15 protein-coding genes are annotated in these 13,837 nt (G+C 40.6%); 6 read left to right on the top strand and 9 right to left on the bottom strand.

The window, feature by feature from the left end; translation table 11 throughout:
* The 4 genes from pstA to ACN20O_RS02450 all read right to left on the bottom strand — a co-directional run bounded on the left by pstA (position 1) and on the right by ACN20O_RS02450 (position 3,208).
* Complete coding sequence (gene pstA / locus ACN20O_RS02465) at positions 1-849, bottom strand: phosphate ABC transporter permease PstA (RefSeq protein ID WP_491636871.1); 849 nt, start codon at positions 847-849, stop codon at positions 1-3.
* 3 nt (positions 850-852) lie between these two features.
* Positions 853-1,767: a phosphate ABC transporter permease subunit PstC gene (gene pstC / locus ACN20O_RS02460; RefSeq protein WP_491636869.1), complete on the bottom strand. Its 915-nt coding sequence runs from the start codon at positions 1,765-1,767 to the stop codon at positions 853-855.
* Positions 1,768-1,867: 100 nt separating this feature from the next.
* Complete coding sequence (locus ACN20O_RS02455) at positions 1,868-2,086, bottom strand: hypothetical protein (RefSeq protein WP_102244274.1); 219 nt, start codon at positions 2,084-2,086, stop codon at positions 1,868-1,870.
* Positions 2,087-2,200: 114 nt separating this feature from the next.
* Positions 2,201-3,208, bottom strand: coding sequence for an HD-GYP domain-containing protein (locus ACN20O_RS02450; RefSeq protein WP_491636867.1), 1,008 nt, complete (start codon positions 3,206-3,208; stop codon positions 2,201-2,203).
* Between the two features lie 260 nt (positions 3,209-3,468).
* Here ACN20O_RS02450 and ACN20O_RS02445 point away from each other — a divergent pair, with 260 nt between their 5' ends.
* The gene (locus ACN20O_RS02445; protein WP_491636865.1) at positions 3,469-4,431 is read left to right on the top strand and encodes a hypothetical protein; all 963 of its coding nucleotides are present in this window, start codon (positions 3,469-3,471) and stop codon (positions 4,429-4,431) included.
* 23 nt (positions 4,432-4,454) lie between these two features.
* Here ACN20O_RS02445 and ACN20O_RS02440 read toward each other — a convergent pair whose 3' ends face one another.
* Positions 4,455-4,955 carry a hypothetical protein gene (locus ACN20O_RS02440; RefSeq protein WP_491636863.1) on the bottom strand — a complete coding sequence of 167 codons (501 nt, stop codon included), beginning with the start codon at positions 4,953-4,955 and terminating at the stop codon, positions 4,455-4,457.
* Positions 4,956-5,287: 332 nt separating this feature from the next.
* On the opposite strand from ACN20O_RS02440, the gene ACN20O_RS02435 reads away from it, so the two are divergent.
* Positions 5,288-5,452, top strand: a complete 165-nt coding sequence (locus ACN20O_RS02435) for a hypothetical protein (RefSeq protein WP_491636861.1) — start codon at positions 5,288-5,290, stop codon at positions 5,450-5,452.
* 63 nt (positions 5,453-5,515) lie between these two features.
* Here ACN20O_RS02435 and sfsA read toward each other — a convergent pair whose 3' ends face one another.
* Positions 5,516-6,208 carry a DNA/RNA nuclease SfsA gene (gene sfsA / locus ACN20O_RS02430; RefSeq protein WP_491636859.1) on the bottom strand — a complete coding sequence of 231 codons (693 nt, stop codon included), beginning with the start codon at positions 6,206-6,208 and terminating at the stop codon, positions 5,516-5,518.
* Positions 6,209-6,317: 109 nt separating this feature from the next.
* On the opposite strand from sfsA, the gene ACN20O_RS02425 reads away from it, so the two are divergent.
* Positions 6,318-7,661 carry a hypothetical protein gene (locus tag ACN20O_RS02425; RefSeq protein WP_491636857.1) on the top strand — a complete coding sequence of 448 codons (1,344 nt, stop codon included), beginning with the start codon at positions 6,318-6,320 and terminating at the stop codon, positions 7,659-7,661.
* Here ACN20O_RS02425 and ACN20O_RS02420 read toward each other — a convergent pair whose 3' ends face one another.
* On the bottom strand, positions 7,662-9,032 hold the full coding sequence (locus ACN20O_RS02420; RefSeq protein ID WP_491636855.1) for an HD domain-containing phosphohydrolase: 1,371 nt from the start codon (positions 9,030-9,032) through the stop codon (positions 7,662-7,664).
* 148 nt (positions 9,033-9,180) lie between these two features.
* Here ACN20O_RS02420 and pyrE point away from each other — a divergent pair, with 148 nt between their 5' ends.
* The 3 genes from pyrE to ACN20O_RS02405 all read left to right on the top strand — a co-directional run bounded on the left by pyrE (position 9,181) and on the right by ACN20O_RS02405 (position 12,214).
* Positions 9,181-9,810: an orotate phosphoribosyltransferase gene (gene pyrE / locus ACN20O_RS02415; protein ID WP_491636853.1), complete on the top strand. Its 630-nt coding sequence runs from the start codon at positions 9,181-9,183 to the stop codon at positions 9,808-9,810.
* Positions 9,811-9,888: 78 nt separating this feature from the next.
* Positions 9,889-11,160 (top strand): citrate synthase, encoded by a 1,272-nt coding sequence (locus ACN20O_RS02410; protein WP_491636851.1) that lies wholly within the window; start codon positions 9,889-9,891, stop codon positions 11,158-11,160.
* A gap of 130 nt (positions 11,161-11,290) precedes the next feature.
* On the top strand, positions 11,291-12,214 hold the full coding sequence (locus tag ACN20O_RS02405) for a small ribosomal subunit Rsm22 family protein (RefSeq protein WP_491636849.1): 924 nt from the start codon (positions 11,291-11,293) through the stop codon (positions 12,212-12,214).
* Here ACN20O_RS02405 and ACN20O_RS02400 read toward each other — a convergent pair.
* Both ACN20O_RS02400 and ACN20O_RS02395 read right to left on the bottom strand, forming a co-directional pair.
* The gene (locus ACN20O_RS02400; RefSeq protein ID WP_491636847.1) at positions 12,211-13,188 is read right to left on the bottom strand and encodes a transglutaminase domain-containing protein; all 978 of its coding nucleotides are present in this window, start codon (positions 13,186-13,188) and stop codon (positions 12,211-12,213) included. The two genes, ACN20O_RS02405 and ACN20O_RS02400, sit on opposite strands and share 4 nt — an antisense overlap.
* A 115-nt stretch (positions 13,189-13,303) precedes the next feature.
* The gene (locus tag ACN20O_RS02395) at positions 13,304-13,765 is read right to left on the bottom strand and encodes a hypothetical protein (RefSeq protein ID WP_491636843.1); all 462 of its coding nucleotides are present in this window, start codon (positions 13,763-13,765) and stop codon (positions 13,304-13,306) included.
* Positions 13,766-13,837: the final 72 nt, after the last annotated feature.

The following is a 13,837-nucleotide window of genomic DNA, read 5'->3' as shown; positions in this document are numbered from 1 at the left end:
CTAAATTCCCTTCTTATCTTTGATCTTGGCCAGGATATATCTGGCAATAAGATTCATCGTTAAAATTAAAACCATCAACACGAAAGCTCCACCCCAGGCCTGGCGTTGCCAGTCTTTGAAAGGTGAAATGGCGTAGGTGTAGATCTGAACCGGAAGCGAGGCCATCGGTTCATTGATTTGGTAGCTAAAGTACATATTTCCAAAAGCAGTAAAAAGCAGAGGGGCTGTTTCACCGGCCGCTCTGGAAATTGCCAGGATAATCCCGGTCAATAGATTTGAGATTGATCCCTTGAGAACAATAAAGAGAATCACTTTCCATCTTGGGAGACCAAGGGCAAGGCCTGCTTCTCTGATATGATTAGGAACCAGTTTTAAAATCTCTTCCGAAGTTTTGATGATGATCGGAAGCATGATGATCGCTAAAGCAATACCACCGGCAAGGGCAGAGAAGCTCTTAAGTGGAACAACCACGATAAGATAAGCAAAGATCCCGATAACGATTGAAGGGATACCGCTCATTAAATCAACAGTGAGTTTAAGTGTTTTAGAAAGTTTACTTTTACTGAATTCTGATAAGTACACCCCACAAGTCACCCCGACAGGAATGGCGATGGCCGCACCTAAAAGCACCAGGTAGATTGTCCCTAAAATAGCATGTTTCATCCCGCCACCAGTTTCACCAACTGGTTTTGGAAGCTCGGTAAAGAAATTCAGGTTTAAGGAACTTGCTCCTTGAACCAGAACGAATTGGATGATCATGAAAAGCGGAGCAAGCACGGCCAGGGCACTGGCCAAGGTAAGCGCTAAGAAAAGATAGTTTTTAAATTTTCTATAAACTCTGTAGTTCATTCATTACCCCTTTGAAAAACTTTTCACGATAGTTCTGGCGAAAAGATTTGAAAGGAAGGTTATTAAAAAGAGCAGAAGCGCTAAGTAACAAAGTGAAGAAACGTGCAGAGGTGTGTTGGCGTCTGCGTATTCATTGGCCATCACTGAGGCCATCGTCGCTGCTGGAGAAAATAGTGATGAAGAGATAACTGGAGAGTTCCCGATCAACATAGTCACCGCCATCGTTTCACCCAAGGCGCGTCCTAAACCTAAAACAACAGCAGAAGAGATACCTGAAAGCGATGGCGAGATAATCGCCAGTTTAATCATTTCGTACTTCGTTGACCCAAGGGCGTATGAAGCTTCTTTCTGGTGAGCAGGAATAAGTTCAAAGATCGAGCGGCAGATTGAAGAAATCGTCGGCACGATCATGATCGATAAAATAAGGGCCGCTGTTAAAATCCCGATACCAAAACTTGGTCCCTGGAAAAGCGGAAGAAAGCCCAGGTGTGCTTTTAAAAACGGAGCGATGGTCGATTTCACAAAAGGAGCGAGATAGAAAATCCCCCAAAGACCAAACACGATACTTGGAATGGCCGCAACCATTTCAACTAAAAGAGCAATGATACGTGAAAATGTTTTTGGCAAATACTCAGTAATAAAAAGGGCGATTAGGATACTAACTGGAGTGGCGATTAAAAGCGCAACCAGTGAAGTGACGACAGTACCAAAAATAAAAGGGAGGGCACCGTACTGGTCTTCAACCGGGTTCCAGTCTTTACGTAAAAGAAAACTTAACCCATTTCCAACAATCGAGGGCCATGCGGCCTTGATTAAAATGTAGATGATTCCCAAAAGCAGTGCGATCACGACTAATGAGATGGTTCTCAAGATATAAAAGAGCAGGGCATCCTGGGTCTTAGACTTCAATTTAAACATAGACTTATAATCGACAATTTTACTCAAAATATAAAGCTTTAAATGTCAGGATTTGGTTAAGAAAGCGGGGAATTGTGCTCCCCGCATGATAATTTTGTTCTTAGTGAGCTGTCTGAGAGACATAGAGACGAAAGCTTTTGTCTTTTGAGCGGCGAATAGTGCATTTTCCGCCTTCTTTTGACTCTAACAGAAATTCGTAAAAATCAGGAACTGTGTCGGCGATTTCAAGCACTGACTTTCCTTCGTGCTCTCCAAAATCAACATAAACTAGTTCTTCGGCAATTATGCCAGTCAATGGACTAATATCAGTCGTCGCCATTATTTCCCTCCGTAGAATTTCTTGGCTGTTTAAAAATCTGTATTAGTAGTGTTTCACATCAAAAAACACTTTGAAAAGAATTTTATGCAGGATGAAATTACTCTGATATTCCAATTAGAGTGATTTAAAGAAATTCTTGAAATAGAAGACGATGAGTTTGAACTCTTGCGGGTATTGTTCACCAATAAGGAGGCGAATCAGGTCTAAACTTTTGTATAAAGACTCAGCTTTTCTAAAAGGTCTATCTGTTGTCATAGCGGCCACAGTGTCCATCACGGAAATCATCATGGTTTCGAATCCAAAAATATTATTTGGATCATCTTTTGCCGACAAATTCATCTGGTTTGTTAGAGTGCTGTAAATGTGGTGGTTCTCAATAATCTTTAAGTGATTTGGCGGTAGGGGCACTCTGCCTTTTAAAATGTTCACCGAAAGTTGTGGGTGAGAGGCGAGGAGTTTTTTATCATCATCGGATAAATGCTCATTGTTGTATTTTTCCACGGGGATCGCCGACATCCCGATGTCTTTAAAATAGCTGGTAAGAAAAAAGAGCTCAATATCTTTGTCGATATACATGCGCGAGTTCTTCATTACACCTAACAAAAACAAAGTTGAGAGAAATGGTTGCGCGAAAATGTAATGGTGCCCTTGTTTAATGAATTCTTTGTAAAGGGCCTCGTGAATCTGTGGTTTGTTAAAAAGAAAAGTCGCTAAGTTTTTTGCAGACTGAACCTGTAGGTTTAAAACGTTATCATCGGTCGGGTCTTCGTAAAGATAACCAAGATTCAGGGTTAGTAAATTTGTCTGTAGCCTGGCCTTCTCCAGTGGATCGCCAATTGAAAGAGAGCGGGTGACGTTAGTTAAGTTCTCTTGTTGGGCCACTCGTAGAAGAGTGCGGTCCTCTTCCATAACAAAGAGATTGGCCAATTTTTTTTGCAGTAGTTCCTTAAGTAGTGAAGTGTTGATTTCAGCTTTTTTATGAAGGACAACCTTCAAGAGACCGTCAACTTGCGCATAAATGTCACAAGGGGCTTCGGCAATAAAGAAGATTTCTCTGAAAGAAATCGGAGTCAGCTTAAAGTTAAGGGCGTTTTGCTCTAGTATATCAAATGGGTTCTTCATCTTTTTTCATTATAGCAGAACTCGAATCCACCTCTTAAGCTTCAGTGGCATAGGCAAAAACGGTCAGATCCCCGTCACTTACTAAACGAAAATGATAAGTGCCTCAAAAAATTCTCAAATTTTCTAGACTTAAAAAATTCTTAAATTCATAAAAAAAGGAACAATTTCAATAGGATTTAAATTTCTTTTTTTTCCTCCCCAATGAGCCTCTCTCTCGTTCTACAATGCCGTTAAGAAATATTCATTGCGGAGAAAGTTGTATGACAATCAGAGGTGTCGTTAATCCACAGAGTCTGAAAGATTATCTTGGATCAAGAGATTTAACAGAGCACTTGAAGCTGACAAAAGAGCTGTCGTTTCACTGGGCAAACTGGGATCAAACTTGTTTAGCGCAAAGACGTCACTATAAAAACTTCAATAACAACTTTCACCTGATGAGAATGAATCAGGCCCTAAACGAACTCAAGTCAAAGCCAGTGTGGCTTTGTAATAAGATAAAGGTGATCAGAACCGACCTGTTTTCTCTATATGAATCATACCTCGACAGTCGCTTGAGATTGACGTGGTTTGAAAGAAAAGAAGAAATTCTTTTTTCATACGACAGCGAACAGGGGCCGTACTACACCCTGACATCAATGAAGTGGCTGGATAAAGATATCTATGCCCAGTTTGTCATGAGAAAAATTCTTCTTGAGCACTATACGCTTAGATCATTCCGCCTGAACGCTACGATTCCTGTCCTTTTCAAAATGGACAACGATGTTCAGATCTATAAGGATAAAGTTGAGATTCACCAGTTGTCGGAAATGGGTTTTATCTTCAAAATCAGTGACAAGAATTTTTTAAACAAAATAAAAAATTCTCATACGCTCGAGCTGACTATCCCGGTCGCTCCGTATAAGAAGATTGATGCCATGGCAATGGAAGAAGTCTTTAAACGTATTGATCAGCACGAGATCTCAGTCGAGCGGGACTCAATGCTCTTTAAACTCGAGTCGCGTATATTGAATTTCTACGGGAATTTAAACAACGCTAAGAGAAGTACGAACGAAGAGTTTTACATCTTTGCCCGCTATGAAGACCTGCTGCCAGACGGCCATGAGACGGAGTTGCGCAATATTTTTGCTCCGCTTGTGGAAAAGACAAAAAATCACTTTACCCAGGATCTTCAAGAATACGAAAAAATTAAACAGAACAAGCAATTTGTGAAAAAGGCCGCCTAAGAGCGGCCTTTTTTTTGGATAAATTATTTCATTTGAATTTCTTTAACTCCCACAGCGCCCAATAAAAATTTCTTATTTACCACAATGTGAAGTTTCGAGATCACTTGTTTGCCTTTAAAAAGCTTCCATCCGGATTTAGACTTGGCCAATTGAAGATCATACTCTTTTCTTTGGCCATTTACGCCGTTAAAGAGCGTATCAATCGTCACGATCCCGCCTTGTTCCATATCAAAGTTGTTACTCTTTAGAGCGATGACTTCATGTTCTCCACGCTTTTCTAAAACCAATCCAGAAGAGAGAAGACTATCTGTTGAAAGAATTTCGCGTTCGATTTTTTTGCCATTTAAAAAATCATCTTTGTAGAAAGCTTTGATCGTATCTGTTTCATCGTCAGTCTGAGCGACGAAGGTGTAGATTTCTTTGTTTTCATCATTGGTAATAGTGGCGATGGTTTCTTCTTTGGCCAGGACTCTTCCTGAAAAAACTAAAGTGACGAACATAAAAAGGCACATTGTTGTGTTCATAATGTTTCCCCCCGAAAACAAAATAAATTAGGCGACGAGGAGAGATTGCACGGGCTATGCCAACTGTTTCGGTGTGGTATTGACACCAAAAACAGAGTTGTCGTTAGCCTTACTTTAGGCCAGCTTCCAATAATGGAGTCATTTTGTCTTTTAATGCGGACCCTCAATGCCCCCAAAATTGGCCAAATTCACCTAACTTTAAAGTGTCTTAAGGTACTGATTCTAATGGAATAAAGCATTAAAAACAGAGGAAAAAGCTAAAGTAATAAAAGCAATGTCCGATAAGAATAGTACAATAAAGAAAATGTGCATTTGTATGAGGAGGTAGTCTCATGGGTGATAAGCACGACAACAAGAACAAGCACGGAAAGAAACTGACGACGAAAGAAAAGAAAGCTCAAAACCATTTGAAGCTTATGCAGGGACAGAAAGATCGCACAGGATCGACTACTGTAGAAGCAAATGGAAACTATAACAAAGACAAAAAAGCAGCTTAATTTTTTTTGATCTGCTTTTTTTATAACAAAGGCCCGCGTGTTAAGGACGCGGGCCTTTGTTTTTTAGACGATAGATAATTTTTTGTGAACGATGATTTCTACCGGCGAAAGCTTACACTGATAGACCAGCACTTCTACACCTTCATTGATGACTTCCTTAAGTTTTTTGCAGTAAGCAGGGTCGATGTCCTGTTCAACTTTAAATGAGTGGCAGTCTTCTCTTTGAACCACAAAGAGCATGACAGTGCGGATTCCTTGTTTTTTAAGCTCTAAAAGCTCCCCAAGGTGTTTTAAACCTCTTTCCGTGACAGCGTCAGGGAAAAGGGCGTGTCCCTGGTCATCGATCAAGGTGACATTTTTTACTTCCACGTAACATTGTTCGTCTGGCGAATTAGAAAGCAGGATGTCGATGCGACTCTGGCCGATTTTTGCTTCCGGTTTTAAATCTTTATAACCTTGAAGTTCTTTGATCACTCCATTTTGGATGGCTTCAATCGCCAGTCCGTTCGTCAGTGATGTGTTGATGCCGATCCAGGTTTTGCCGTTGTTGATCATCTCGAAGCTGTATTTAAGTTTGCGAGTTGGAGAGTCGTGATAACTCATCATGGCCTGCCATCCCTCACCCAAACAAGTTTTCATTGTCCCAGTGTTAGCGGTATGGGCCACAACAGTTTCTTCACCCATTTGAATATCGGCGAAAAATCTCTTGTAACGTTTTAGAAAAATTCCAGAGTGTAGTGGTGTTTTAAATTTCATAATAGGTTACTAATTTAGTTCTCTTTTGTGCCCTTTTTCAAGAAAAATAAAAAAGCGCTGACTTAAAATGGTGATAAACTTAAAGTCATTATTGTTATAAGGGCCAACAATGAGTCAGATTCTCGTCATTTCGGACAACGAAATTCTCAATCAGCTTTATGTGACCAACCTGGAAGTTTACCTGGGCGCAAAAGTGACTCTTGTGGATGCAACGAAAAAAGGTGTAGAGCTTTTTAAAAAGAGTGTTCCGGATTTAGTTATTACTCTAAGCATGATTAACGGTCATGATTCTGCTTCTGAAATTCATAACCACATCGTTCTCAATAAATACAAGTCGCGTTTAATTGTCATCGGTAATCTCGGCAAGGAAATGGATGACGTTATCGTTGTTCCTAACTCGTACAACCTGCAAAACTTAATTCGCTCTTGTGCCAAAGAATTGGGAGTCACGGCCAAAGATATGGCCGAAAAAGAAATGCCTCGGTACTACCCGATTGAGCAGGAATTTCTTTCTAAGTTAAGAGAAGTGCCGTGTGCTGTTTATATCCAGATGAAAAACGGCAATTACACGATGGTTGCTAAAAAAGGCGACACGATTGGTGAAACGATTAAACAATTCGTAAAAGAAGGGATCACTACTCTTTACGTGAACAGTCTTGATCGTTTGTTAATCATCAACATGATCTCTCTTTCCATTGTCGACTTCTTAAAAAACACAGAAGGCCTGGACACAACTGAAAAGAGTGAAGCGGTTAAAACCGGATTCAATTTTGCTTCCCAAAGTTTCAGCACTTCTCCGGAAGTCACAGCTGAAATCGTCAATATCGCTAATGCTTGTACTAAAGTTATGGAAGAGATCGTTAACGAAACTCCAAGCTTGAAAAAACTATTGTCCATTCTCAACTCCCAGCGTGATGGTTATGTTTATACCCATTCCATCCTGGCAGCTTACGTTAGTAACCATATTATCAGACGTGTCTCATGGGGTGGAGAAAGCCATATTGAGAAAATCAATTTCGTGCTCTTCTTCCACGACATCATGCTGGCGCCTATTTACTTAAAGCACCCGACTCTGAAGTACGAAGAAGACCTGCTCTTTAGCGATTCTCTCAATGACAAAGAAAAAGAAGTGGTACTGAATCACGCTCGTTTAGCTGCTGAAGTGATCGTGACTTATAAGCGCGCTCCAATTGGTGCAGATCTTTTAATCAAGCAGCACCACGGGATTACCAACGGCATTGGTTTTGCCATCGATTTTAAAGACGATATTTCTCCGCTTTCAAAAATCGTTCTTATCTCAGAGGCCTTCGTTGAAGAGTTCATGAAACTTCGCGATCAGAATCCAGATTATGTTCTGGATGTTAAGAAGATCATCGAAATCCTGACTGAAAAATTCAAAAAGACGACCTATAAGAAAATCATCGAAACTCTGGAAAATTTCCCGGGGAACTAATTAAACCTTTCTTAAAGACTTCTCAAGGGCCTTTAGCGGGTCTTTGAAGTTACCAGTGTTATAAACACGCTTCATGTTGTTTAAAATGTCTCTGTGCTGAGTGGGCGACTTAGGTGTTAAGGCCATGCGCGAGACGAAGTTACTGGCAAGAATGAAGATACACGAAATCGTCGTGAGTCCTGAAGAGTTCAACCCTTTTGGGAAACCGTCTCCTGTCGGGTGTTCGTGTTGTTCTAATAAAATGAAATCGACATCGGAGAAGCCGTTAAAATAAGTTGAAAGGTGAGCGGCCTTCTGCGGATGGTTCTTAAAGTCTTCTTGCTCTTCTTCGCTGAACATTTTTAAGTTCGGGTCATTGAGTGACCTGATCTTGATGAGGTCATCATTTCCTAAGGTCACATCTTGAAGAAGAGAGGCAAGAAGGAGTTTTCCGCGGGTCATATCCGCTGTCCATCCCATGTTTAAAAGGATTCTTTCGCAGACGTAAGCTGTCGCCACGCTTTGTTCGGCAAAAGTAATGTTCCCCATTTCACTAATGCTGTCGAGAAGATCTGAAAGATTCTCATACGAGCGCACCAGGTTTGAAACTGACTCGATAAAAAAATGAGCGAGTTTATTGACTTCATCAGAAACACTGGCCGCTTTGATAAACTGGTGCATGAAAAAAGCAGTCTTCAGGTGCAGAGTCAGGTATTTTTTTCTGTCTGAAAGTTTCGCATCGTAAATCTTAAGCAGGTTTTTTATAGAAGTGTCGAGGAATTTCAAGTGTTCATCTTTTCTTAGGTAAAGATACTTAATGTTTTTTCGCGAATAGTTTTGAATGATCTGGTGAGAGTAGAATTTATCTTTAGTGATAACTTTACCAAACTTCGTGGACGTCAATTCGATATAAACATCGTAAGGCACCTGCTCAAAAAGATAAAAGTTTCTAAGGCGCATCGGGTGCAGGTCATCGCGGGAGAATTCTAAAATAGACTCTTCGAATTCTTCTTTCTTAACCCAATCAATGGCCAGGTTCACGGCCTTTTTAAATTCTTCTAAGACGAGAGGCAATTCAACGAGAGCGTTAGTCTGTTGATTGTGAACCATGTCGTTTGTCAGCTGTGCTTTAACTGAATTAGGTGTTCCGATAAAAACAAAGGGGCGTACACCAAGAGTGTCGTTAATCTGTGTGTAGAGATCAGCAATCACCAGGTTCTTGTTGTCGATGTTGACGACAATAAAAGAAAACGGCCCATCGGCCGTGAGCATATCCAGCAGCGACTCAGGAGTTTTTAAACCCACGAGCTGGACCTTAGGATAGTTGTTTCCCATCAGACGGATAATGTTCTTGTCATCTTCGGGAGTATTTCCAATAAATAATGCTTTCAATCGCGACAACTCGTATTTGATAGTAGATAATTCATAAGCTTACTCATTTTAACGTAAAATCCGGTAATATGCTGAATTTTGCTCTTTTTATGGAATAATCAGCAGTTGCCAGAGGCCCTGTGACCGGGGAGAAGCCGAGGAATTACCAATGAAAATGGACATCGCCAAAAACCTTATTAATTTAGGTGCTGTGAAGTTCTCTCCCAATGACCCTTTTAAGTATGCCTCAGGACTGAGGGGCCCCATCTATTGCGATAACCGCATTATCCTTTCTCACGTCGGATTTAGGGACCAAGTCATCCAGGCCTTCATGGATGTGATTAAACAAAATAACTTAATCTTCGATCACCTTGGTGGGATTGCTACTGCAGGGATTCCTCACGCAGCTTTTATCGCTGACCGCATGAAAAGATCAATGGTCTATGTAAGACCAAAAGCAAAAGAACACGGAAGAAAAAATCAGGTTGAAGGTTCATTCAACGCTGGTGAAAAAGTTCTTCTCTTTGAAGACCTGGTCAATCAAGGCGCGAGTCTGGAAGAGGCGATGGGTGGACTTCAGGGAGCGGAGTTAAAATGTGACGCTTGTCTCTGCGTCGTAGATTACGAAATGCAAGGGGCTAAGGATAGATTAAGTAACCTATCCATTCAACTATTCTCACTGACAGATTTTACCTCGTTAACTCTTGCAGCTTTCGAGTTAAACTTAATTGATCAAAAGGGAATGGACCTACTCAAAGAATGGCACGCTGATCCTAAGGCGTGGTCTATGAGATTATAGAGAGAAATTTCTAGCGGGACTTTTTTCTTTGCGGTATTTTAAACCAAGTTTTTTACGCCAAATCATTGGAGGAATCATATGTCTTTAAAGGCAAAAATCGAAATCGACGGAAAAGTTTTAGAGTACCCGGTTATTGAGGGCTCGGAAAAAGAAAAAGCAATCGACATTGCAAAACTACGTGCAGATACTGGATGCATTACTATTGACCACGGATTCTTAAATACTGGTTCTTGTGCTTCAGCTATCACTTTCCTTGATGGTGAGTTAGGGATTCTTCGTTACAGAGGATACCCAATTGAGCAACTTGCAGAAAAATCAAACTTCATTGAAGTCGCTTACCTTCTAAACTGGGGTAACCTTCCAACTCAAGCAGAACTTTCAGCTTTCGAGAAGAAAGTAGCAAGTTATTCAAAACTTCCTGAATACATCACACGCATGATTGAGCTTTTCCCAAAAACTGCTCACCCAATGGCGATCGCTTCTTCGGTAACTGTAGCTCTATCAGCTCACTACCCAGAACTAAACAATCCAAACCCAACAAAAGAGCAAAAAGATGAAATCTTCGCGCTTCTTCTTGGTCAATTCAAAATCATCACAGCTGCGATTCAAAGAGTGACAACAGGTCAACCACTTGTAGCTTCTAACCCAGCTCTTTCTTACACTGAAGACTTTATGTCGATGATGGGAATGAAAGCTTCTAAAGACGTGGCACGTGCTCTAGACGTTCTTCTAATCCTTCACGCTGATCACGAACAAAACTGTTCAACATCAACTGTAAGAGTTGTTGGATCTTCAAACGCTTCAGTATTTGCTTCTATCTCTGCTGGTATCGACGCTCTTTGGGGACCACTACACGGTGGAGCTAACCAAGAAGTTCTAGAAATGCTGGAAGAGATTTCAAACGCTGGTGGCGATTACAAAAAAGCTCTTGAAAGAGCAAAAGACAAAAACGATACATTCAAACTAATGGGATTCGGACACAGAGTTTATAAGAACTTCGACCCACGTGCAAAGATCATCAAAAAAGCATGTGACACAGTTCTTGCTCAACTTGGTGTAAAAGACCCATACCTTGATATCGCTAAAGGACTGGAGCAAACTGCTCTTGCTGATGACTACTTCAAGTCACGTAACCTTTACCCGAACGTAGATTTCTATTCAGGAATCATCTACCGCGCTCTTGGTATCCCAACAAACATGTTCACAGTTATGTTTGCTCTAGGAAGAATGCCAGGGTGGCTAGCTCAGTGGAAAGAAATGAGAGAGACAAAAGAAACTAAGATTTCTCGTCCTCGTCAGGTTTACACTGGGGCAACAACTCGCGAGTACACTGATCTTGGAAAGAGATAATCTAAACTCTGACAATATTGAGAAAGGGGCCTTCGGGCCCTTTTTTTTGTCTATTGAAGATATTCGTCCGCATCTTTTAAATCCAGATTTAAAAGAATCTGACATGGTTCATTTCATTAAAGAGATGTCCATGAAGTTCACTAAAAAAAGAGAGCAGATAGGGGACTATGTTTTAGATGACGATCACGTCTCTAGTTATGCGGCCCTTTATCTCACGACTAATATTCCCAAGCTGCATTTTCTCTTATCTAAACTTTCACCAGAAGTTTTAAACGATATTATCAAAAGACCTTTTATCGATATCGGCTGTGGACCTGGGACTTTTTCATTGGGATTAAGCCTGCTTTTTGAAAAAACACCACCGGAAGTGATTTGCGTCGACTCTTCAAAAGTTATGCTCAATCAGGCCGAAAAAATCCTGAAAGGTTTTTTCTCTGAGGTGAATCTTAAAACTCTCCAACGCTTTAGCGAAAAGAAAACTGAGAGTGTTTTATTCTACGGCCACTCAATCAATGAAATTGGTATCCAGAGAGTTCAAGACCAAATCATGATGGTAGACCCGGAATATGTGGTCTTTATTGAACCGGGAACAAGTGAACTCTTTACTGAACTTAAAAAACTTCGTGAGGCCCTTTTGGATTCTTACGATGTTCTTTATCCATGCCCAAGCAGTGCTCTTTGTCCGAATGATTGGTGCCATCAGGTTTTAAGGACCTCCCATGACTCAAGTGTTGAGAGACTTTCGCAGTTAGTGAGTCTTGACCGCAAAATTCTCCCAATGACAGCTCACGTGTACAAACGAAAAACAGGACTTGCTCCAAGCGCTGAAGCGACTATTATCCGTTTTATCACTGAAACTAAGTTTAGTTTTGAGTACGAAGTCTGCTTCTGTGAAGAAGGACAAAATAAGAATGTCATCGTAGAAATCCAGAAGAAACAACTGGATAAAAAAGTCGAGAAGCATTTTAAGAATTTAAACGTCGGAGAAAAGATCACCTTCTCCGTAGAGAAAGTGATCGGCGAGAAGTATAGAATTAAGCTTTTGTCCTTTTAATAATTCGTCATTTCAGTTTCTTTTAAGTGGTCTTGGTTGAATTTGTCCTCATCCATAAAAAAGTACTTGCTCCTTTTTAGGTTTGAATCCCAAGTCGTATCAACCATTTTCCATTCGCCATTAATTTCAACTTCATTCCAAGCGTGGTCGCCTAAACCACCAATCACCACTCCTTTTCCGTGGATAACTTTAACTCTTACACCATAGGCGCGCACCATCGCCGCAAAGAGGTTAGCATAACCAGAACACACAGTGATTTTTCTCTTTAAGATAGAGACAGCATCGTATTCTTTCTGAACATATGATCCATCTTTATAGCCCGGGAAATCGTATTCAATGTTTGTCGCTACGTAATCGTGGATAGCTTTGACTGCTTCCGTTTTACTGGTCGCATTTTTTGTAATCATTTTTGTAAGAGCGACAATTTCTGGGTCTTCCGACTGAACCATCGTTGATGGAAGAAGGAAACTCATATCTCTTTCATCTGTGTTTTCAATTTGAGTTTCACTCAGATAAGAGTAACTCGTATAACGTTCAACTTTATTGTTTTGGAAAACCTGAATGGTATAATTGCCAGCACCATCGCGAAGAGCAAGACGGAATTTATATGAGCCGTTGTTTGCCGGAATTGTCACTTTCTCGTTGTAGGATCCCTTGGTGATATTGAACATGATCCACTTGATATCAGCACCCATAGTGCCTTGAAGTTCAATAATACTTGTATTGGTTGTTCGTGAGCGGGCCTCTTCTTTTGCTTTTTCAGCACGTCTGGCCTCTTCTTCAGCTTTTTTTCTATTCGCTTCTTCCAGTGCCTTTTTAGCAGCGTCTTTGGCATTTTTAAAAATGTCTTTAGCTGTATCAGTTGCGTTCCCTAAATTGACTCCAAAGACTTGGGCGTGGAGCTCAGAGTTCACCGCAAAGAATGACGTTAATAAAAGGGCAAGGACGAATGTTTTCGAAGTTGATTTTTTCATAATGAGAGCATTGTCTCATAAAAGAGGAGGCCGGTGGGGGAGTCTGGATTTTTTTACACGGGTGTCAAAACTTTAGATACTTTAAAGGGGGGCTTCGCCCCCCATATTCAAGAACTTATTGGCAGTTTGGATTTGAGAAACGCCCGATGACGTATTCTAGTCTCTTATCAGCTGTCCCCATTTGGCCAGAACGGATCTCGTATTGAGCAGCTCTTAGCTGGTTGATCACTTCTGTTTTTGGAAGACAAGTTTGTCTGTTTGGTGATCCGCTGTTTTTTAGACAGTTCATTCTTTCAGAATCAAAAACCATGTTTCTGCATGTATCGATTTCAAAGAACTCATACATTTTATCGCCGATGTAACCAAGGCATTCGATCTTTTTAGAATCGAAGTTAAAGCCCGCACACATTTGAAGAACATCGTCATTAAAATAAGAAAATGGTCTGATTGTATTTGTACATTTTGTACGGTCAGAATCAAAAGACATTGGTTTACAAATCTGGTTGTAAGCAGTGTTTCTGTCGCCAGCAAAGGCAAGGCTTGAAAGAAGAAGCAGGGATAGTGTGAAGTATTTCATGTGTATTTCTCCTCATAAAGAATGTTCTCTTGATTAGAGTTACAAGGATGAAATGAAAGATCAAGGTAAGAT

The sequence above is a fragment of the Bacteriovorax sp. As-1 genome (assembly GCF_058446905.1).
This window is presented reverse-complemented; position numbering and strand designations above follow the sequence as displayed.